The organism is Ruegeria sp. C2 (assembly GCF_056537765.1).
In genome coordinates this window covers 16,990-38,191 of record NZ_JBQFRZ010000013.1, presented here as the reverse complement: position 1 = coordinate 38,191, position 21,202 = coordinate 16,990, and the positions used below count along the sequence as shown (strand labels likewise).

Sequence of the window (21,202 nt, the reverse complement as noted above, 5' to 3'; positions counted from 1 at the left end):
AACCGGCATTGAATTTCATGAAGGGGGAAGGAAGCCTCGGCGGTTTAGTACACCAAGGAAGGCAACCAGGTTGCGAGCTTCGGAAAAACCAAAAGAAGCCCGAGCATGACGAACATGGTAACAACAAATGGCAATGCGCCGCGGATCACATCCATCATCGGTCCTGCTTTCCTGATCCCTTGCACCACATAAAGGTTGATCCCTATCGGCGGTGTGATCAGAGCGGTTTCCAGAAGTACCATCAACAAGATGCCAAACCACACCGGATCAAAACCCAGCGCCACAACGATCGGGGTAACCAGCGGCGCCATGGTCAACAGCATGGACAACGTCTCCATGAAGCAGCCGATCAGGATCAGCACCGCGACGATCATCAACATGGTTTGCATTGGGCTCCAGCCCAGCCCTGTGACAAAATCGGTCAAAGCCTGGGTCAGGCCGATTATTGAAAGGACAAAGTTCAGGAACACCGCAGCTATAATGATCAGCATGATCATGGCGGTCGTGCGCATTGTGCCTTCGATTGCGTGACGCATGGTTTCCATCGACATCTTGCCGTTGAACGCCGCAAGCGCCATCGAGGCAACAACGCCCAATGCTGCGGCTTCGGTAGGCGTAGCCAGACCTGCGTAAATCGAGCCGACGACCACCATGAAGATGCCAAGAGGGGGGATCAGTGCAGGAAGCGCAGCAAGCCGCTCTGCCCAGCTGTGGCGTAATTGGTCCCCGCCCCATTCCGGCCTGATCATGCATGCCACAACGACGGTTGCCATGAACAACAGTGCCAGCAGAAATCCAGGCAGAAAGCCCGCCAGATACAGTTCCGGCACCGAAGTATTGGTCAACAAACCATATAGGATCAGGTTGATCGAAGGCGGGATGAGAATGCCGAGCGTTCCTCCGGCAGCCACGGTGCCGAGAAACAGCCGCTCGTTGTAACCCCGTTTTTTGATCTGCGGCACAGCCACCGTTCCGATGGTTGCGGCTGTGGCTACGGATGACCCAGACGTGGCCGCGAACAGGGCCGAGGATCCGATATTGGAATGCATCAACCCACCCGGCAACCATCCAAGCCATTTGACAATACCGTCGTACATCCGTTCGGTGATGCCAGCACGCAAAAGGATCTCTCCCATCATTACGAACATCGGGATTGCCACCAGCAGAAAGTCCGTGCTGGTCTGCCATGCCATATCCGATATTGCGCGGTGCAACGGCATCGGGCTGTCGGTCCATTGCAGGATCAGGCCCAGCCAACCCAACGAGGCGGCAATAGGAACGGCCAAACCGATGAGGGCAAGTAGGATCAGGAGTGTCTTGATCAGCATCGGTCTATACCGTCTCGTCTTCTATTTGTTCGTCCAGGGATTTCACGCCGATCAGGTCCTGCACTCCGGCCAGATCGCCTCGTAAGTATTGTCTGATCGCGGCCAGAGCGATCAGAACGCCCGAGCCTACAAAGAACATCCAACCCAAGAGCCACGGTATCTGGGGAATGGCCAACGGTACGCGCATCGGAGTAATCGACCGGGAACCGTTAGCCAGCGTGTCGGCCACCATACCCCACACCATCACAACGATGACCAAGGCAAATCCTGTCAAAAGCACGAGGCCAAACAGGTTGATAATTGGGTGCAGCACCTTGGGAATTGCTCCGAGCAGGGCGTCAACCCGGATATGCGCGCGTTCAAACAGCGCAAAAGACATCGCCAACGCGGTTGCCACACCGAAGGCATAGCCCGAGATTTCGTCCGCCCCGCCCAGCGAGATGTTGAAAACTTTGCGTAGAAAGACTTCGAGAGTGATGAGGAAGGCCGAAAACACGATCAGTGTACCACCCAGCCACGTCATCCAAAGGCTCAGCCTTCGCGCGCCGCCTAAGAGCTTGTCTAACATTTTGATTACCTGATGTTTTGTGGTGGGGCGGCGGGAGTTTGACCGCCCCACTGAATCGGCCGGATTACTTGGCTTCGGCTTTCAGGCCAAGGATCGGGCCAACGGTTTCATTCCAGTTTGCAGCACAATCGGCGCCGCAGCGTTCCGCCCAACGGGCCAGCACGACATCGGTCGCGATCTTGTCCCGTGCGGTCAAATCGTCTGCCGTGGGTTCGACGAGCGTCATGGATCCGGCTTCACCGATTTCACATGTGCCGCCGGTGATGCAGGAAATCGCAATATCATCTTCGGTTGCCGTCTCTGCCCACATGGAGTCCGTCAGAACCGCGAGTTCGGTTTCCAAGAGTGCCTGTTGTTCTGGCGTCAGGCTGTTCCATTTGTCCAGGTTCATGGCTCCGAATGCCAGACCCCAGCCAACACGCAAGGTATAGGCATGAGTGGCCACCTGGTTCCACTTGGCCGTATAGGCTGACATGGTGCCGGTGATCGCGCAGTCTACGACACCTTTTTCCAGCGCCGGAATAACCTCGGAGAAGGCGACAGTTACGGATGTGCCCCCGACACCTTCTACAAAATCACCCAAAGTCGTCGAGTAGACGCGGATCTTTTTGCCTTCCAGATCGGAAATTCCGTTCACTTCAGCGTTGCACCAAAGGGTTTGGCTTGGGAACGGGTACAGCATAAGCAGCTTGGCGTTGTAGATCTCTTCGAACGCCGAGGACAACGTGTCGAAATAGGCGTCGGCCACCTTACGCTGCGTGTCGATGTCCTGTGTCAAAGTGGACAGATCAGCGCCTTCGAAAATCGCATTTTCGGCGGCGACGTAGCCGGGCAAGCCAAAGGCAAAGTCGAAGACACCGTTCTTGACCATGCGCATGATCTCGAAGCCCTTTAGCCCCAAACCGGATTGCGACTGGATTTTTCCGACTATTTCGCCGCCCGATGCCTCGTTGAGCCGTTGGTTAAAGAATGGCTCTTCGTGTTTTTGGTAGTTGGTCAGGCTGGACCACGTTCCTACTGCGTTCAAAACCACGGGATTGTCGGCAAACGCTGCGGTTGTTGAGACAGCGAGCGCGCCGAGAGTTGTTGCGAGTTTCTTCATCTGGTTTCTCTCCTGTTGTATTATTTTGATTGATAGATGGGTGTTTCAGCGTCATCCGCGATGTCGGTGATCAGCATGTGCCCCGGCTTGTGCGTGATCGCGATTGAAGGTTTGGCATTCTTGATCGCAGCCTGTGGTGTGACGCCACAAGCCCAGAACATTGGCGTGGTGCCGTCTGAGACCGGAGCCGGATCGCCCCAGTCCGGGCTATTTATTTCGGCGATACCAATTTTCTCTGGCTCGCCCCAATGCACCGGCGCTCCGTGCGCCAGAGGAAATTTGCGTGAGATATCGACAACTTCGTCTACCCTGGCATCAGGGATCGCCCGCATACTGACAACCATTGGCCCCTCGAAAGGACCAGATTTGATCGTTTGGATATTGGTCACGAACATCGGCACTGTGCGGTCGTTTTCGATGTGCCAGAGCGGTACGCCGGCCTGTTGCAATGCATGTTCGAAAGTGAATGAGCACCCCAAAGCGAACGCCACAAAATCATCGCGCCACAGTTGCTTGAGATCATGAACCGTGTCGACGTGGATGCCGTCGCGATATACGTAGTAAGCCGGAGTATCGGTGCGGATATCAATATCAACTCCCAAGGTGTCCATGTTTGGATTGCCCGTATCGGAAACGCCGACAATCGGGCAGGGTTTTGGATTTCGCTGGCAGTAGCGCATGAAATCCAACGCGTAATGTTCGGGCAAAATCGCCAGATTGGCCTGCAGGGTATTCCCGCCCAATCCGGCTGTGTGACCGCGATAGGCCCGTGACCTGATCTGCGCGCGCACAGACGCTGTTGTCGCAGATTTCAACGGCTCAAACAGATCGCTCATTACGACCCTCCCTAGTTTGGAATACGTTCGTGCGACTAGGGCATAAAATCAAATTGTATTATTTTTGTCTTCTACATAATATATTTTTATACCTGTTGAAGCGCTACATCTCGGGCGATGACCGCTGCGGCCTCAAGCAGATGATTGCGCGGATCACCCAGGTAAGAGGCAGAAAATTGAAGAGGTTCGGGAACCCAGCCCGGGTCGAATTCGACCAGCTTTCCCTCTTGCACCAGCTTCTTCGCTAGCGAGATCGGCAGCGCGCCAACACATAGCCCGGCCTCGACCATCCGAAAACAAGAAGACAAAGAAGAGGACGGGAACAGGGAGATTTCGGAACCGAATCGTTCGAAAAGTGCGGCCCTCAGTTCCCGGTACGGCCGGGTGTTCTTGGCGTAGGTCGCGATTGGGATGCCAGCCAGATCGACGTTTTGCCCTAGAGTTCCGCCTGCTGCCTGAAACCAGGCCAGTGGTACATCCGGAAGCACCACGTTGTCGACCGTGTAATCTGAGACCGGCCCAAGCAGAATACCCAGATCGATTTCACGCCCCAGCAACTGATCCCGGAGGTTCAATGAAATGTCGACGCTGATCTCGATCTTGAGAGACGGGTACTTTGCTCGCAATGCGCCGACAAATTCGGGCAGCCAACTTTGAGCGATAGTCTCGGACACGCCCAGGCGGATCAACCTGTCAACGGCGCTCGTATCCACAACGTGCTCTTCGACCAGATCTGAAAGGTGCTGAAATTGCTCGGCATAGTGGACAAGCATATCGCCACGCTTGGTGAGGCGCATGCCAGCGCTTTCACGTTTGAACAACGACGTTCCCAAACCATCTTCCAAGGACTTGATGCGAGTAGTCACGGCAGGCTGCGTCAGGTTAAGTACTTCGGCTGCCTTGCTGACACTGCCGAAGCGCACAACAGAAAGAAATGTTTGTAGATGTTCGAGTTTGAGCCGAGCCAAGTTGATCGCTTTCTGCTAAGAACGGTCCTGATCTTACTATCGTATTGTCTACGTTTGAATTGTCAGAGGCTATTGATGATGAACTTGTTGAATATTTATAGGAAACCAGACTTCCATTGAAGGTAATACGGCAATGGGATCAGATAATTACGGCCCATTCCGGACATTCACCAACTGGTCGACCTGCTGCGGCGCGGCCCGTGGAACCTGCCATTCGCTGCAAATGCAAAATCTCGACGTCTGCGAACCACAGGAGCGGACTTTATTGCCATTGGATCAAAGTCGGCTATGCGGACAAAGCAGACATTGGAAGATTGCTCTCGCGACCCACAAGTCAACTATTGTCGGAGTTCATCTTGCGATAGTCAGAGGGCGTCAGTCCCGTCACCTTCCTAAATGCGCGGCTGAAATTATTTGCGGTTTCATATCCTAGCATGGAGGAGATACTGGAGACTGTCTCGCGCGTATCTGTGAGGAGTTCCTCGGCCCTTGCTACCCTGACATCGTTGACGATTTCGCGAAAACGAACCCCTTCGGTTGCTAACTTCCGTTGTAGTGTGCGAACGCCAAGATCGAGCGAACGCGCGGTGGCATCAATCGACATTTCCTCCCGATGAAGTTGTTGCCAAACCACTTCCTCGACTTGTCCTCTAAGTGTTTGAGGTGGGCCGCCCAATCGTTCGCGAGAAATATCTCCGACGGTTGTCGAGCCGCCGGTAAGTTTTTTGGGCGTGGTTTCGGCTCGCAAAGCCGATGCATCAAAATCAACCCCAAGCCGGGAGGCGTTCCAGATTACAGGACAAGCGTAGGTGTCTTCTGCCTCGACAAATCCAGGAACCTTCGGGAAGTCCAAGAGCACGGCAGATGGCTTCCAGTCGCTTCCTAAATACGCGCGGAATATGCTCAAAAAAACCCCAACGGCCGAGAAGCCGATGTCCGGATACGCGAAATGCGAGCGAAGTCCAAAACGATAACAGTAGCGCGCGCTTGTGCCCGAAGTTTCAAGCCACGCGCGATCCGTAGACGAATGAAATGGCATGACGGCAGAAGCTCGTATTAGCGCTGCCCCCAGCGTTGGAGCAGAAAGAACGTAACTCCCCCAGGCGCCGTAGTCAGCGACAGTGAGATACGGTGACCACAACAATCCGATGTTTTGTTGTCCCGTGGATCGTGCGGCTTCGTGCACAAAGGTCGCCAAGGCATGCTCCGAGATGTAACCGCCTCTTTCCTCAATGAAGTGAACAGGAAGATCGGCAGAGTCAAAAGCACGCAACAAGCGTCTTTCCCCAGCGGCCTCAAGCACAAACTGGGGCATCGCGCCCAAGGCCTTAGCCGAAATCATCGGTGGTAGGTTCAATCCGTCAACCCGCTTGTTCGCCCGCGTGTCGTGAAATGATACGCATCGGCTGAACGAATGTGCAAGCTTTCCCTAAACAGCAGGGAGCATTGCAATATGAAAATACTTCGGCCATTACACGGCGGTTTTTCGATGCATTTTTTGGGAATGGTGCTCGGCGCAGGTATTTCTGCTTCACCAGTTTTCTCCCAGTCCTTCAACGACACGGGCGACATCCTTGCACGATCAGCCGAGGTCGAGGACATCGAGTACAAGATTATGGTGCAGCGTGCCACCCAGACGGCCATCTGGGGAATGCCTGCCGCCGGTATGATCGATTTCCTCAAGGGCATTCGCCGCGACCTCGGTGGCGACTACAATGACATCATTTATCTCAACAAGCCGTTCGACTCCAAACATGGGTTTCTTACGGCCAACGATGTTACGGCCTATGCTTGGGCTTCAATGACCTCCGAACCCGGTCCCCTTGTCATTGAAGTGCCCGCTGCCACCGACAAGGTGAACTACTTCGGTACAATCGTGAATGCTTGGGATGTTCCTATTGTGGACGTAGGTCCCGATGGTTTCGATGAAGGTGCCGGCGGCAAGTACCTCATGCTACCCCCAGGCTACGAAGGGGAAATGTCGCTGGAGGAATTAACTGAAGCGGGATACCTTCCCTTTGAAACAGATACCTACGAATATGGTTTTTCGTTCCGGCCAAAACTGACGAATGGCGGAACGGACACCGATGCGGCCGAGTACGCTCAGACGATCAAAGTGTACTACCTGTCTGAGGCTGACAATCCACCACCCAACAACTATCTCGAAGCGTCAGAAGTGCCGTACGACTCGCTTCCATACTACAACGAGACCTTCTTTCAGGACTTGAATGATTACGTTCAAAACAACCCCGTCAGACAACAAGACAAGGTCATGGTAAATTTCCTGAAGGATCTCGGGATCGAAAAGGGAAAACCTTTCGAACCATCGGAAATTCAGTTGAAAGCAATGAATGAGGGTTTGTTGTTGGCGTATGCCTCTATGCAGAACTACTTTGTTACGCCCGGCAAAGCCATGATACCGCTCTGGGTCGACGATAGCGGCGAGATGAAAAGCCAGTGGCTGATATGGGACTTTGCCGAAGGTCAACCCGAGGCAGGCTTCCCGTATGAGACTGAGACAGAGGTACTTGTGGATGCGCGTGCGGGCGGCAGCTACTTCTGGATCACGTACCTGCCGAAACAACTCGGTGGCGGTACCTTTTATCTGACGGGCCTTCGCGACAGCGACGGCGACATGTACGACCACAATCAGACTTACAGACTTAACGTGCCAGCAGACACACCTGCCGACGATTTCTGGTCCGTGATTGTTTATTCGATGGAGACCAAGAGCTTCATCCGGAACGTTGATCCAGTGGGTCTGTCCGAGCGCGACACAGACTCTATGCAAGCCGATGAAGACGGTTCTTACGACATCTTTTTTGGACCGGAGGCACCGGAAGGCAAGGAAAGCAACTGGATACCAACCACAGAGCCGTACTTCCTTTTGTTCCGTCTATATGGGCCGCAAGACGGATGGTTGGAAAGTGGCTGGATGCTGGGCGATCTAGAAAAAGTAAACTGATCAAAACAAACAAAAATTCCCAATGGAGTGAACAATGAAAACAAAGTCGTTAGCCGTGCTGACCGCCCTGGTACTCGCATCGCAATCTCCAGCCCAAGAGTACAAGGCTGAAGTTCCGGATAGCATAATCGTACCGGATCAGGTGGAGACACGATTTGGAACGTTGGAATATTTTGACGGCTTGCCGACGCCGGATACAGCTAAGCTGTCGTATAACGCATTAAATTTCATGCGTGGCATGCAGGTATTCATGGATGGAATGCCTGCAGCCTCAACATATGCAATGTGTCACGGGCTCGAAGAGGGCGCTGGCGTTGATCCGATGAAGATCGGGATCTTTGAAGACCTGTATAACGCCCGTTCGCTTCTTCTCACGCCGAACACCACGACAATCTACATTCTTAACTGTACGGACCTGTCCGAAGGGCCAGTGGTTTACGACGTGCCGCCGGGCATGCTGGGGTTCGTGAACGATGCCTATATGCGTTATGTCACTGACATCGGGAACGCTGGGCCTGACGCTGGCGAGGGTGGGAAGTTCTTGATCGTTCCGCCCGACTATGAAGGTGAGTTGCCGGACGACGGTTACTATATTGTGAAGCCGCCAAGCTATCGGAACTGGTTTCTGTTGCGTGCGTTTTATGGGGAAGACGGCGTTGGAGCCGCAGTGGATCGTGTGAAGGAAACTCTTCGTGTTTACCGGTGGGAAGACCGCGACGCGCCGCCCGATCAGGAATTTGTGAACCTGACTGATCTTCAGTTCAACACGATACACGCCAATGACTTTTCCTTCTTTGAAGAGATGAAGGCCGTTGTAGACAACGAAGCGGAAGGAGCACTTCCCGATGAATTGATGGGAGCAATGTTCTCGCTGGGTATCCGAAAAGGTGAACCATTTGAACCCGATGACGAACTGAGGCTGCTGCTCACAGAGGCAGTCGCATTGGGCACGGCGGCGGCTAAGTCGTTGAATTTTGCTCCTCGCTCGCGTGCGCCATTCTACTATGACGAAGGGTATTGGAAGACGGCGTTCGTCGGTGGCAATCATGAGTTCCAGGCGGGGGACGTGAAAATCCTCGATGCGCGGACCCTGTTCCACTACTACGCGACTGGCATTACGCCTGCCATGGTTGCACAAAAGGTTGGTGTCGGGTCGCAATATGCGCTGGCAAACCGGGACAGTGACGGGAACTACTTCGATGGGAGCAACACCTATTCCGTCACCATCCCGCCAAATCCGCCCGCGCAGGATTACTGGTCTTTCGTCGTTTACGACACCCAAACCCGTTCACTGCTCGAAACTGATCAGAAACTCGCAGGGGTCGACAGCAACCAAGCTACATTGGAAGCGAATGAAGACGGAAGTTACACTGTCTGGTTCGCGCCTGAAGCGCCTGAAGGCAAAGAGGGCAACTGGATACAGACGATGCCGGGCAAATCTTGGTCGACCGTACTGCGATTGTATGGCCCTCTCGAGCCTTGGTTCGACGGATCGTGGCGCCCGGGCGAGATCGAACTTATGGAGTGATAGACTGTCAATTTAGCGCCCTAACAGTTCGCTATCGAGAACGAGATGTCGTGCCATGTGAGTGCGCATCCCGAACAACGCGACAACAACCAGGGGAGGGCGGCAACTACCTCGTAGTGCCGCCCTTCTGTTTGTCTGCTATCGCGCTAAATTGTAGCGTGTCATCGACATTGTGGTTGCATCGATCATGCTCATGAATCGTTCAGCAGCGGGTGCTGATGCAAAGCTATCCATGGACGCTTGGGCGTCTTCGGCACTTTCCCAGTTAACTACCACTGCCCATTTGCCATCTGTGAATGCAGCTTGGCGCGAGACAAAGCCTGGTTGTTTGCTGACATGCTCATCTTCGATGACTTTATCAACAGGTTCGAACTCTTGCGGTGTAACGCCTTCAGCAAGGTCCATCGTCACAATTTCAATGACGCCGACGTCTTGTGCCATTGCGTTACCTCCTACGAGCATTATCAGGGTGATCAAGAACGCTTTCATGATGGCACCCGATCAAAACTTTCCATTGTCGTGGGCCATCTCGGACGGGATGTCCGCGATTACGTCCCAATGCTCAACGATCTTGCCGTCTTCGACGCGGAACAGGTCATAGAAGGCAGTCGGCTTGTCGGCAAACGTGCCCTCGGAGGCGGTGAAGACAAAGTTGCCCTCGGCCACAACAATGTGGACGTCCGTGTAGATCATCTGGATGCCTTGCTCGGCCATGCCTGCAAGAGCCGCACCCAAACCGTCCAGACCGTCAGCAATGTTGCTGTTGTGCTGTATGTAGGTCTCCGTCGACAGAAATTCGGTTATCCGGTCAACGTCGCCATCCTTCAGGATGGTGTGCACAAAGTCTGTGACCAGCGCCTTGTTCTCAGCGGTCTTATCCAGATCGGTTATCTCAGTTGGACCATCGGTCTGAGTATGACCCGACGGGTTCGGCGGTGTGATTGGTGTCAGGTTGTCCCAGTGTTCTGCAACCTTTCCGTCCTCGACGCGGAAGACATCAAAGCCAACCAAGGTGTCTGCACCAAACGCCTGGGCGTTGTTGTAGGTGGTATGCAGGACGACGATATCGCCCTCCGTGATGACCCGGTGGATGTCCACCTCGATCCCGCTTTCCTTAAGACCGGGGATAAACCCCAGGATTGGAGCGGCACCTGTGGGTACAGCAGGGTTGTGCTGAATGTAGTCATTTGCCAGCAGTTGTTCGGCTGCGGTTGCGTCGAAGTTGACGAAAATGGCGGCTACAGCCTCCAATACGAGCTCTTTAGGTGTCATTGTTGTTGTCCTCTCTTGGTTTGATTTGACGATATTCACGCGGCGCAGGCTTGCGCCGAGTTGATCGTGAATTCAGTGCCCCACGGGTCGACCTTGCGGCCGGGCGTGAGAGTTTTGGGGTCTGCCAACAGCTCAACACTTGTGAGACCAGTGGCCCCAGCAGAGCGCGAGCCTGCTCCCTTGGATTGCCAAGCGTTTGTAGCTAGGTGGTGATGGTAGCCACCGGACCCGAACCAGCGGGCTGAGGGCAGCTCAAAGGTCTGAACCATACTCAGTTCGTCAGTAACGAATTTCGCTGCTTTGCTGACATCACCGACACGTAAATGAACGTGTCCGATGACTGTGCCTTGTGGTGCGCCTTGCCACTGTGTGGCATCTTCTGTGAGTGATTTCAGATCGAGCGGGTGCGTTGTCATGTGGACGGTATCGCCCTCGCGTTTCCACATTTTGCGAGGCAGGTCACGATAGATTTCGATGCCGTTTCCTTCGGGATCGTTCAGATAAAGCGCCTCGCTGACACCGTGGTGGGATGCCCCGTCCAGGCGAACACCGCGCTCATCCGCGTAGATCAGCCATGCGCCGAGGTCTTGTTTGGAAGGCAACAGAAATGCCGTGTGAAACAGCCCCGCCTCTTTAGGAAAGGGTTTGGCGTTTCGGTCCTGGCGCAGCTCGATCAGCGTTCCAGCCTCGGTGCCGAGGTAGGCGCTTTCACCGTCGCGTTCGATCAGGCCGAGGCCAATCACGTCTTCATAGAAGGTGGCGGTCTTATCCAGATCGCGCACCGTCAGGGCGACCTGACCTATTGAGATGGGGGCGTCTGACGCTGCCATGTTCTTTTCTCCTGCGATTAAGCTTGAGAGGAACTTAGCGATGGTCTTTTCTCCATAAAATGGCGATAAGAGCGAGTGTGTATCGCGCAAATGGAGACAATTCTATGGACCGGATCGACGGGATGCAGAGCTTCGTGGCTGTTGTGGAATCCGGTTCTTTTGCCGCCGCCGGACAACGGCTTGGCATTTCAAACAAGCTGGTCAGCAAGCGTGTCGCACAGCTCGAAAACATGGTTGGGCTGAATCTTCTCCATCGCACCACCAGGTCTATGTCGCTGACCCACGAGGGGGAGCGATATCTGGAAGGAGCGCGACGAGTGCTGGCTGAGATGGAGCAGTTGGAGACTGAGTTTGACGCTTCAGAGGGCTTGAAGGGCATCGTTCGTGTGGCCGCGCCCCTTACCTATGGCGACACGGCGGTGGCTAAAGCAGCAAGCCGCTTCGTAGAGCAACACCCGAACGTCACGGTCGAATTGGACTTGTCGGATCATTATGCCGATCTGGCCAAGGGCGGTTTCGATATCGCAATACGGATCGGCGCGCTCAGTGACTCCAGTTTGGTCGTTCGCAAGCTTGGTGAAACGCATATGAAAGTCGTCGCGACCCCTTCCTACCTTGAAGAACATGGCGCACCTTCACATCCTGCGGAACTCTCGGACCACATTTGCATTCGAGATGCGAACAACCCGGATCCAAACCGCTGGCCCTTCCAGATCGAAGGGCAAACCGTGCAGGTGCCTGTCTCTGGCCCATTTCTCGCAAACAGTCCTCCCGCCTGCCTCGTTCCGACGCGCGCAGGGAGCGGCATCTTCATATGCCCAGATGTGTTTTTGGGGGACGACCTTGAAACCGGACGTCTTGTGCAACTCTTTCCGGAGTTCCATTCCCGCACTTTGCCGATCCAAAGCGTGCAGTTGCCTTCGGCCTTTCGAAAGCCGCGTGTTAAGTCCTTTGTCGAGTTTATGCGTGAAGAGATTCGAGCGTAGGAAGTCCAAAGCAGTCACTCGCGCTATGCGCAGCATTTGGTAGGTATGGGCTCGATGCCGACATCGGAGCAGGTGCGGCAAGTCCCTTGCCCCATGTCATACTGCCACCGAGGACGGCCCTTAGCCGACCTTCGCCCATACAGATACTCGCTGCGGTGCAGCCCGTACTGCCGCCGTTCGCTGCGGGTGCAAAGTCGAGAGCTTGATGGGTTAGAAGCGGACCACTGGTTTAAGCTGCACCGCATATGCTCAGAACGAATTCAACGCGTTGTTGCACTGATACCCTTGGCAGCTCCGTTCTCAAGTAGCCAAGGGTATCTAGTGCGCACAAAATACGGTGATACTCCTGAACTGCTGCGCAGAAGTCGTGTCTGCGCTCACCATCCTGCGTGAAAAGCTCTTTCCATGGCGGAGCCACGAAAACTTGCTTCGCATATTGCCGCGTTTTTCCGAGTGTTTCTGATAGGTCCTGTCCGCCGGAACTCGCTAAAGCAACAGCTGCATCGACCAACCCGCGATCAAAAAAGACAGAACCTTCTAACTCACGCGCTGCGTGCAAGTCGCTCCTTGCAACCTCAATGGCACGCAATGCGAATGCGTGCATGTTGACCCACGGCAAAGCGTGACCCGATCGGGCCAATTCATCCGCAACAATCCGTCGACCGGGCTCTGTCACCGTGGCGTGTCCGCGCTCGCCGAGGGCCTGAAGTAACGTTGACTTCCCGCCACCAGAACAGCCTGTCAGCAAAATCAACTTTTGTCTCATCTCTGTTTCCGAAAACCAATTCTGCTTCGCGCTAACGTTCGTTTTGAGGGAGTCCGTCTGCGAACTCGTAATAGTCCCCTTTCTCGGACACGAAGATATGCATCGCGAGGGACGTATGCGTTGGACCATCGAATACGCCCATGGCGACAGCCGTCCAGTCATGGTGGATCGGATCCCAGAACAGTGTTGATCCACAGGTGCCGCAAAAGCCCCGTCGCGCCTTTTCAGAAGATTGGTACCAGCGCACTGCATCCTCGCCTTCGATCCGAAGTGCCGTACGGGGAATATCTATGGAGGCCTCAAAATGACCGGAATGCTTGCGACATTGCTGGCAGTGGCACGCGGTGGGGCGCGGCAGGTCACTTTCGACGACGATCTTTACGGCGCCGCAAAGGCAAGATCCTCTATGCATGGCCGACCTCCTCTGCTTTTGACGCACGGTTTCGGCGCCGCACGTTCAGTGCTTGAATGAGAGCTTTCGCCTCGACTGGCGGCTCCTGTTCGATGCGTCGGTAGTCGGTACCATCGTTTTGACGCGTCAGAAGCCCGGCAGAAATCATTGTTCGCCGCAGGGTTGCTGGATCTTTGAACGCGTGTTCGAGATTCAGACGCTCGTTGACTTCCTGCTCCATCATCAACTGTGCCGGTGGGAGCCTTGCCCAGAGCGCCCAGAGAGCAAGAGTTTGTACGCTGCGTCTTGACGGCCAGCGAAGGAGACATCCGCTGGCGTCGAATTGATGCAAGGCGCGCTCAACGGCTCTCGCATCAACAGTTTGCCCGTTGGTTGCGCGTGCAAGCCTTTGACCAGCGGCATGGACCGAGCGCATGTGTTGGACGTTTTGAAAACCTGCGGCACGCGCAGCCATATTCATGAGCACGAGGTGCGGCGGGCTTGCGTCACCGAGTTGCTTGGCGAGGGATCGCACAAACACGGTCAAGTCGTCCGCGTGTAACGGCAGAGAGATTTTAGGCATGGGGCTTCCACATCAAGCGCCAATGCTGGATCGTCGGTCGCTGGCTTAACGAAGCGGCGCTCTCAACTGTGTTAGTGAATGCATTGCCGTTCGATCTGTTTGGCAGGTTTAGCTCTCCCAGAGGAGCAGCGACGCCTCGGTTTCTGCCGACCGTGCAAAGTAGATAGCAAACGATGCGACCGAGGCCAAGCCCATCGTTGTATTGCCTGCCCAACCAGACAGTTTCCTTCATCCGTCTCTTCCTGGTTCGCTCTGATCGCTGGAGAATAACGCGATCTTGTTGCCTTGAGGATCGCGCAGGTAGCCGACAAAAAAGTTCGGTCCGTAGGCCTCTCTGAAGCCCGGCGCTCCATCGTCTCTTCCACCCGCCTCAAGTGCAGCGGCATGAAGATCACGAACCTGTTGTTGGCTGCGCGCCTCGAACGCGACCATCGTGCCATTTCCTGTTGATGCGGGCTGCCTGTCAAAAGGAGATTTGACATAGAACTCAGGGAGGTTTGGCGCCTGCCCCGGCTTTGTAGGAAGCGCATAGCTCAGGTCACCGTGATAGTGTTCCAGCTGATATCCGAGATCTGGCAGAAACGCGGAGTAGAAGCGTTCAGCGCTCTTCATGTCATCGGCACCTATTGTGATGTAGGCAATCATAGTTAAGCATCCTTGTGATTTGTTCCCATTCGTCGCTTGGCGCGTTTAGTCGCGGCGGTTCGCGCATTTGATCATATAAACCAGTATCGCCGCGCATGTTCGGCCTTAGCCTCTTCGATGGTCATGCGATTTCTACCAAGCGGATCAATTGATGGAAGATCATTGGGTCGTGCTGAAGCGGGCAGAGTGCCGATGGCAAGAACGGCCGCACCGCCGGCAAGCGCCGCAGAAAGGCCAAACATGGCACCCCAGGATATGCCAGCGACGATCCCGGCCAAAACCGCTCCAAACGCGCCTACCCCGTCCAGCAAAGTGAACGCGAAACCCAGCGTCGTACTTTCGTTGCGATCCGAGTGATCAACTGCGGCTGCCAGCATTGTCGCTCGAACTGCGTCCAGCGAGGCAACCCCAAAGGCCATGATTGCAATCATGACCAAGAACGGGGGCTCGAACACCAGTAAACCGATAGCCAGGGCAGCAAACCCGTTTCCAGTCGCGAGTACCGGAAAGCGGCCGAGCTTGTCGGAAATTGATCCAACCAACGGCTGGGCGAGCGCCCCGGCCACAAGCATAGCTGCAAAGATAACCCCAATCTTTCCGGGTGCAAGTGCGTGAACCGTCGCCAAGTAGAGCGGGATCATGCTCATCAGACCAATCAGTGCCATGTTATTGAATGAGACCATGGCAACGAGGCGAACCCCATTTAGACTGCGCCATGTATTCAGAAGCAGCAATAGCTCCTTTCTACTGATACGCGAAGCTTCGGATAAAGGAACCGCCCGCGCGACCCACAAAAAGCAAACGCCAACACAGGCGGTTGGAAGTACCGAAAGCGCCAGAGCAACGCGCCAATCCACAACCGATAACAGCAACCCGATCAACAGTGGCGCGAACACCTCCGCAAAAGACCCTCCAACCGCATGTATTCCCAAAGCGCGGGCGCGCGTTGTCTTGTTGTCGCCGGTCAGTACTCCGGTTGCAATCGGATGCCAGGCCGCGTTGCCCATCCCAGCGAGTGCCAGAAGGATCGCAAGGCTCCAAAATCCTAGCGCCTGTGCTGCGAGCGCATATCCCACGACGACCCAGAAAAAGGTGCCGACAAGAAGACGACCACGGCTCGACACCCGATCTGCGATGAGGCCCGCAGGCAGATAGGCCAAAGCGCCACCAACGCTGAGCAGCGTGAACAGTAGACCGACCTCAGCGGGGGAAAGGTCCATGTGGAGGCCAGCGGCCGGCACGATCAACCATAGCGCTGCGATTGGCCAGTCGATGGCGAAGTGTCCTGCGGCAAACCAGGCCATCAGAGATCGTTCTGTCATAGTGCCTAACCCATTGAGTGCGAAACTTCAGGCACGGTGCCCGACTGATTGGCGATTGTTAGCGAAGGGTGATATGTCTGTCTGTCGACAGGGAGACGATTGTTATCGAGGATTCGTCAATGAAGGACAGCAAGCTGACAACATCTGATCGACCCCGCTATCTCGGGGAAACGATTGAGCCAGCGTCAGGCGAATGCTACGACTGGCATTCCCACGATTTTGGTCAACTCATCTCCGCGGCCTCAGGGTCGATGTATGTCGGAACCCCGGACCGGGTCCTGCTGCTCAGTCCGGCTATGGCGATCTGGATTCCCCCGGACAAAGAACATTGGATGCGCTATGGGGCGAACAACGTCATGCACTATGTCGATGTCAATCGCGAAGAGGCAGAGTGGCTTGGGCCAGATTGCCGGGTCGTGGCCATGACACCACTTCTGGATGCATTGTTTGTTGCGGCGATGCCAGAAGCTACAAGTACACGAACAGTTAAGCACAACACAGCGCTGCAGACCTTGCTTCGACACGAGCTACTCGCAGCGAAGGACGTGTCGCTCTCACTTGTTTTGCCGAAAGATGCGCGGCTACTCGGCGTCGCGCGTGATGCCCTCAACGACCCAGGCAGCATTCGCTCAGTCGAAGCTTGGTTGTCAGGCGTCTCCGCGAGCAGAAAGACCGTCGAACGACTGTTCATCGCAGAAACAGGCATGCCACCGTCGAAATGGTTGCGCCATGCACGGGTCTTGCATGCCGTATCACTGCTCGCGGCGGGTAAGAGCGTAACCTCGGTTGCCTTCGATATGGGATACGAATCTATGAGCGCGTTCAGCTATATGTTCCGACAAACTCTAGGCGTTAGTCCGAGGGAGGTTTTAAGGAGCCGGTAGGTTGTACCAGAAGGGTCAGATGTTTTCTGCGGCCCTGAGCTGCCGTTGGCCTACATATTTCAATGCTGCGGTCGCAGCCCGCTTTGCAGCCATTCGCTGTAGTTGCGAAAGCCAGCCGAGGTGAATTCTCACTCTGCGGTTGAAAGTGGCATCGCGACTTAGACTTGCTTCATTCATCGCTTGATTTCTAGAGTGAGAACAAACCCCAACCAGCTATCGATGCTGGGGTTCAAGAACTGGTGCCAGACACGAAGACAAATCTGAGGACACAGCGAATATGATTCTCTAGAACTTTCTGCAGTCTACTCGCGCCAATCAAACGATGTTCGTAACATCACAACCCAGTCTCGAGTTCACCAATAAAGAATTCTAGAAACGATAAGTCGCGCCTAACACTGGCCCTGACTGATCAAATGTAAAATCGCTACCGTCGATCTCATGGTCAAACGAGATATAGCGATAGCCGCCGCGGATCAGCCATCTGTTGTTGATGGCATATTCGGCGGTCAACAGAACCTGCCATGTTTCACTGCCGCTGCGGAAACCTCCGTAGTCGACGAAACCGGTGCCGGACCATTTGTCCGAGAACCGGACGCGTGCTCTGGCGGCGATGACAGGGTCGGTCCAGCTGTCGTCGGCGGTTGTTGTCCTCCCCGGTGCCGCGCCAGGGAGAAGGGTGAACTCTGTATCAGTGCTGAACCACCGGAACCCTCCGGCGACATCCACCGAGATAGTTGGTGCTTCATACACTCGGTAGCCGACATAACCGCTTAGGTATTGCGTGGTAAATGATGTCTCGAGGCCCGAACTGGCGGGGCCGGGAGTGCTGTTGCTGAACGACAAATCTGTGTAGTTGTAATCTGCAAGTATAAGCCATCGTCCGTCGGTGGCCGAGAACGCTCCCATAAAGGCGAAATCTAGGTTTTCCAATGCATCAGAAAAACTGAGTGTACCGTCCAGTGTCCCCATGGGGGTGCTTAAGGATGTTTCTGTTTCCGGCATGAACAGATAAATCGTGGCCTCGTAGGACCAATCGGATTGTTGTGCCGCAGCCGTTGTGGCTGCCGATGCCGATAGCGTTGCCGCGCGTAAGCAACTTTTCACCCATAGTGACGAAAACATTCTGTTCCTCCCGACAAACATACAAGTTTCAATAAATTGTCGTTGGTTTGAAATTGTGTGGTCCTGATTTTCATTCCGCAGCTTCTTCCGTCGCCATCGAACTGTTGCCGACGCGATTGATATCTGTGTTCGGGAAAAACTCGGACCAAACGTGCCAGAATACGCCTGCGCGCAGGGTTTCTACACGTTTTAGCTGACCCTGATCCGAGTGACCCCAGAAATCGCATTTGGCCACCGGTTGACCCGAGTCGTTATACCAAACGCCCAGGCTTTCATATTTCGGATCCAGGCTGACCACGACATCCCGTCCTCCGACTTTGGCGGTCACGATCCAGTTGTTCTCGATGATGAAATCGTCGGTCCAGCAAGCGACATCTTGACCAATCGTAATTCCCCAGACGTAGGTTTTGTTCGGCAACCGGTGGTCTGAACGATCCATGTTGTCCATCACAGGAGCGTCTTCCTGATGTTGGCGTCCGATGCCCCAGCCAAAGGTGATCTCGGTCATCATGTCCAGCAGACGCAGCAAAGGGTTCGTGGATGGTTTGTTCAGAAACACCTCACCTTCTGGATAGGCTTTCTGAAACCCGCGGAATGTCATTCGAAAGGTGGGCCAAGGCCTCATTTGCGCTTCGGGCCGGAGAGGGCAAGCAGGACCCTCGGAGTTGGGGTCGCGATCCGCCTCGCGAAAACCGTAGATATGCTGGATCGGATCGCCCGTGTCGTTGTCACGCAGTATCAAGTTGTTGCCATGCTGGGCCAGAACCTCAAGGTTCAGGCGCCGTCCTTCTATTCGCGGTGTGTACCCCTGACCCAGATTGGCCATCGCGCAGTAAGTCATGACCACATCCTCGCCCCCCAGCCCATCTACATCGCCCGCCAAATGAGGGCGCATGATCTGCGCATCCGGGTGCGCGCGCGCGTGACCATTGTGTTCGATGACGATGACTGGCGCTGTTGGACCGACATATTTTCGCGCTTCCTCGATAGAAAAATACTGGGCGTCGTTGAGCTGGTTTCTCAGGCCCAAATGCACCCACACATAGGGAAACCCATAAAGAAGCAAGGTCAGCGCAGCCGTTACAAGCCAAAGCCAGAAAGGGCCGCCCCCCAAAAGGAAATGTGCAAGGGTTGCCACTACAAATCCGCCCAGGCCAATGCCAATCAGGCGGTATTCATGCCGGATAAAGCGCACCATATTCTCGCGCTTTACTTTCAGCAGCATTTGCGAGACATCGCCAAGGTCGCGGAAATAGACAAACCCGATTCCGAGTGACACGATCAATCCCAGTGCGAAAATTATGCTACCAACCATGCTGAGATCCTCGATTTTGGTGATTACAGTCCTTCGCGGTTCATTACGAAAGAACAGGCCTACTTCTGGGGCGACGCGCGCTTGATCATGAAAGCTTCAACGGCTTGCTGTGTCTCGGGACGAATGTTCTCAATCCCCTCATAAGGCATGCCGTAGGCGGGCGGAGTATCGGGGTATTTCTCTTTCCGCGCCTTGTGGCGGCCCAGTATACGTACGAATTCCTGCCCACCCCAAGACCCGACTTCGGTTGAGACCGAGTATTCTTCGCGGGTGTCGCGGTAAAGATCGAAGAATTTTGCTAAAATTGCGCTCTCGCCGGGTCCCGGCAGTTTGAGCTTAAGCTGATCCTTAACGATCGCCTCGGGTTTCGCGACCGAATAGATGATCACGTGATCGCGTCGCGCTTTCGATTCATCCGCGAACAGTAGCGCCGCCGACTGATCGACACCATCGACCAGACGATCCCTTGGGATGAATCCATCCGCCCCGGCAAAGCGCGAGATCGTGGTATACAGGTCCGAAACATGAATGATGCTGTTTAACAACCCGTCAGCTTCAATCATGCCCGGCCAGCGGATGAAGGCGTCCACGCGCACGCCACCTTCAGTCGTGTCGCCTTTACCGCCCGCGTAAATCAGTGGGGTAAACCCGGATTGCGGCGCGTATTTGGTAAAATGCCCATTGTCGCCCATAACCACAACGATGGTGTTTTCGCTGAGCCCTAGATCATCCATGCGCGCGAACAGATCACCCAGCCACTGATCCAGTAGCTGCATCTTGTCGACATACAAGCCGCCATTCGCGCTTTCCGGCCCGTCACGGCCGGCGCGGGTATTGTCCAGCGGGATCATCGGCCAATATTGCAGGAAGAAGGGCGCGTCCCCAGTTGCAAGGCGTTCCAGTTCCTGAAGTGTTTTATCCTGAAACGCCTGGTTCATTTCGTCGTATTTTTCGGCGTTCCAGCGTTCTCCGGCTTCCATGCGGATTTCGCGAATGGCGCCGCCGGTCTCGCCCTCGATGACGGTCATCATCGCCGAGGCATCCGGTCGGAACCAGCCGTCCAGTGTGTATTTATCCTCATAGTCCCGGATCGCGACCGAGACCTGTTCTTTGATCGCATCATCATTAAAGATTGTCAGCTGGCCCTGCTGGTGGATGGCGTGCTGGGCATAGTCAAAACCCTGATTCATCGCCCAGCTTTCGGCAATATCGCCCATATGCCACTTGCCGACGTGGCTGGTTGCATATCCTGCCTGTTTCAAGACTTCGGCCAGCGTCACTTCATTATCGGGCAATCCAAAGCCAGCGATATCGACGGTCGTATCACCCATTCCCATACGCACGGGCAAGCGGCCGGTCATTTGTGCCACGCGAGTCGGGGTGCAGGACGGTTCAGTATACATCCGAACCATACGCAACGCTTCGTCCGAAAAGTCGTTGATGTTCGGAGTGTCGTACCCACGGACAGCGTTGAGCTCGGGTATACCCATATCGCCAAAGCCCATATCGTCAATCAGAACGCTGACGATATTTGGGGGTTGCCCATTGTTGCCGTCACGAAAAGCGGCCAAAGCCTGATCAACGGCAGCGTCATCCTGCACCCATTGTTCCGCGCGTTGGGCTTGCAGAATATAAAACTCAGCATCGTGTTGAATAGGGTCGTCCTGAGCCTGCAAAGGTGGGGCGGCAATGCCTGCACACAAAACCATAAGCCATTGTAGTTTCATTCCATTTCCCCCAGGGTTCGAAGCCGAGCTTCGGTTTTTGACTTCGATGTGATTACCATCAGTA

At 54.8% G+C, this 21,202-nt stretch carries 21 protein-coding genes; 4 read left to right on the top strand and 17 right to left on the bottom strand.

The window, feature by feature from the left end:
• Positions 1-44: 44 nt before the first annotated feature.
• The 6 genes from ACR0IV_RS20560 to ACR0IV_RS20535 all read right to left on the bottom strand — a co-directional run bounded on the left by ACR0IV_RS20560 (position 45) and on the right by ACR0IV_RS20535 (position 6,159).
• Entirely contained in the window at positions 45-1,328 is a 1,284-nt protein-coding gene (locus ACR0IV_RS20560; RefSeq protein WP_010441863.1) for a TRAP transporter large permease, read from the bottom strand.
• Between the two features lie 4 nt (positions 1,329-1,332).
• Entirely contained in the window at positions 1,333-1,896 is a 564-nt protein-coding gene (locus ACR0IV_RS20555; RefSeq protein WP_480439428.1) for a TRAP transporter small permease subunit, read from the bottom strand.
• Between the two features lie 64 nt (positions 1,897-1,960).
• Complete coding sequence (locus tag ACR0IV_RS20550; RefSeq protein ID WP_170511034.1) at positions 1,961-2,998, bottom strand: TRAP transporter substrate-binding protein; 1,038 nt, start codon at positions 2,996-2,998, stop codon at positions 1,961-1,963.
• A 20-nt stretch (positions 2,999-3,018) separates the two neighbouring features.
• Positions 3,019-3,834: a putative hydro-lyase gene (locus ACR0IV_RS20545; protein ID WP_170687396.1), complete on the bottom strand. Its 816-nt coding sequence runs from the start codon at positions 3,832-3,834 to the stop codon at positions 3,019-3,021.
• A gap of 86 nt (positions 3,835-3,920) precedes the next feature.
• Positions 3,921-4,802 carry a LysR family transcriptional regulator gene (locus ACR0IV_RS20540; protein ID WP_170403851.1) on the bottom strand — a complete coding sequence of 294 codons (882 nt, stop codon included), beginning with the start codon at positions 4,800-4,802 and terminating at the stop codon, positions 3,921-3,923.
• Between the two features lie 334 nt (positions 4,803-5,136).
• Positions 5,137-6,159: a helix-turn-helix domain-containing protein gene (locus ACR0IV_RS20535; RefSeq protein ID WP_170469388.1), complete on the bottom strand. Its 1,023-nt coding sequence runs from the start codon at positions 6,157-6,159 to the stop codon at positions 5,137-5,139.
• Between the two features lie 96 nt (positions 6,160-6,255).
• Between ACR0IV_RS20535 and ACR0IV_RS20530 the strand changes: the two genes are divergently transcribed.
• On the top strand, positions 6,256-7,767 hold the full coding sequence (locus ACR0IV_RS20530) for a DUF1214 domain-containing protein (RefSeq protein ID WP_214648678.1): 1,512 nt from the start codon (positions 6,256-6,258) through the stop codon (positions 7,765-7,767).
• Positions 7,768-7,801: 34 nt separating this feature from the next.
• Complete coding sequence (locus ACR0IV_RS20525; protein WP_170380003.1) at positions 7,802-9,295, top strand: DUF1254 domain-containing protein; 1,494 nt, start codon at positions 7,802-7,804, stop codon at positions 9,293-9,295.
• 138 nt (positions 9,296-9,433) lie between these two features.
• Here ACR0IV_RS20525 and ACR0IV_RS20520 read toward each other — a convergent pair whose 3' ends face one another.
• The 3 genes from ACR0IV_RS20520 to ACR0IV_RS20510 are packed head-to-tail and all read right to left on the bottom strand — an operon-like array spanning position 9,434 to position 11,397.
• Positions 9,434-9,736 carry a hypothetical protein gene (locus ACR0IV_RS20520; protein ID WP_214648679.1) on the bottom strand — a complete coding sequence of 101 codons (303 nt, stop codon included), beginning with the start codon at positions 9,734-9,736 and terminating at the stop codon, positions 9,434-9,436.
• A 60-nt stretch (positions 9,737-9,796) separates the two neighbouring features.
• Positions 9,797-10,567, bottom strand: a complete 771-nt coding sequence (locus ACR0IV_RS20515) for a nuclear transport factor 2 family protein (protein ID WP_170380001.1) — start codon at positions 10,565-10,567, stop codon at positions 9,797-9,799.
• Positions 10,568-10,602: 35 nt separating this feature from the next.
• Complete coding sequence (locus ACR0IV_RS20510; RefSeq protein WP_170380000.1) at positions 10,603-11,397, bottom strand: VOC family protein; 795 nt, start codon at positions 11,395-11,397, stop codon at positions 10,603-10,605.
• A gap of 104 nt (positions 11,398-11,501) precedes the next feature.
• On the opposite strand from ACR0IV_RS20510, the gene ACR0IV_RS20505 reads away from it, so the two are divergent.
• On the top strand, positions 11,502-12,383 hold the full coding sequence (locus ACR0IV_RS20505) for a LysR family transcriptional regulator (RefSeq protein ID WP_170379999.1): 882 nt from the start codon (positions 11,502-11,504) through the stop codon (positions 12,381-12,383).
• Between the two features lie 229 nt (positions 12,384-12,612).
• Here ACR0IV_RS20505 and ACR0IV_RS20500 read toward each other — a convergent pair whose 3' ends face one another.
• The 5 genes from ACR0IV_RS20500 to ACR0IV_RS20480 form a co-directional block, all read right to left on the bottom strand.
• Positions 12,613-13,149: an AAA family ATPase gene (locus tag ACR0IV_RS20500; protein WP_480473200.1), complete on the bottom strand. Its 537-nt coding sequence runs from the start codon at positions 13,147-13,149 to the stop codon at positions 12,613-12,615.
• Between the two features lie 31 nt (positions 13,150-13,180).
• On the bottom strand, positions 13,181-13,561 hold the full coding sequence (locus tag ACR0IV_RS20495) for a GFA family protein (RefSeq protein ID WP_480473202.1): 381 nt from the start codon (positions 13,559-13,561) through the stop codon (positions 13,181-13,183).
• Positions 13,554-14,123, bottom strand: coding sequence for a DUF2087 domain-containing protein (locus tag ACR0IV_RS20490; protein WP_480473204.1), 570 nt, complete (start codon positions 14,121-14,123; stop codon positions 13,554-13,556). The genes ACR0IV_RS20495 and ACR0IV_RS20490 overlap by 8 nt, the downstream gene beginning before the upstream one ends.
• A gap of 228 nt (positions 14,124-14,351) precedes the next feature.
• On the bottom strand, positions 14,352-14,768 hold the full coding sequence (locus ACR0IV_RS20485; protein WP_480473206.1) for a VOC family protein: 417 nt from the start codon (positions 14,766-14,768) through the stop codon (positions 14,352-14,354).
• Positions 14,769-14,839: 71 nt separating this feature from the next.
• The gene (locus ACR0IV_RS20480; protein ID WP_480660871.1) at positions 14,840-16,090 is read right to left on the bottom strand and encodes an MFS transporter; all 1,251 of its coding nucleotides are present in this window, start codon (positions 16,088-16,090) and stop codon (positions 14,840-14,842) included.
• Between the two features lie 119 nt (positions 16,091-16,209).
• On the opposite strand from ACR0IV_RS20480, the gene ACR0IV_RS20475 reads away from it, so the two are divergent.
• Positions 16,210-16,974 carry an AraC family transcriptional regulator gene (locus ACR0IV_RS20475; RefSeq protein WP_480473210.1) on the top strand — a complete coding sequence of 255 codons (765 nt, stop codon included), beginning with the start codon at positions 16,210-16,212 and terminating at the stop codon, positions 16,972-16,974.
• 369 nt (positions 16,975-17,343) lie between these two features.
• Here ACR0IV_RS20475 and ACR0IV_RS20470 read toward each other — a convergent pair whose 3' ends face one another.
• From ACR0IV_RS20470 to ACR0IV_RS20460, 3 genes are all read right to left on the bottom strand, one after another.
• The gene (locus ACR0IV_RS20470; protein WP_480660873.1) at positions 17,344-18,096 is read right to left on the bottom strand and encodes an outer membrane protein; all 753 of its coding nucleotides are present in this window, start codon (positions 18,094-18,096) and stop codon (positions 17,344-17,346) included.
• 70 nt (positions 18,097-18,166) lie between these two features.
• Complete coding sequence (locus tag ACR0IV_RS20465) at positions 18,167-19,411, bottom strand: DUF3179 domain-containing (seleno)protein (RefSeq protein WP_171724059.1); 1,245 nt, start codon at positions 19,409-19,411, stop codon at positions 18,167-18,169.
• A gap of 59 nt (positions 19,412-19,470) precedes the next feature.
• Positions 19,471-21,138, bottom strand: coding sequence for a sulfatase-like hydrolase/transferase (locus ACR0IV_RS20460; protein WP_171724060.1), 1,668 nt, complete (start codon positions 21,136-21,138; stop codon positions 19,471-19,473).
• Between the last annotated feature and the right edge of the window lie 64 nt (positions 21,139-21,202).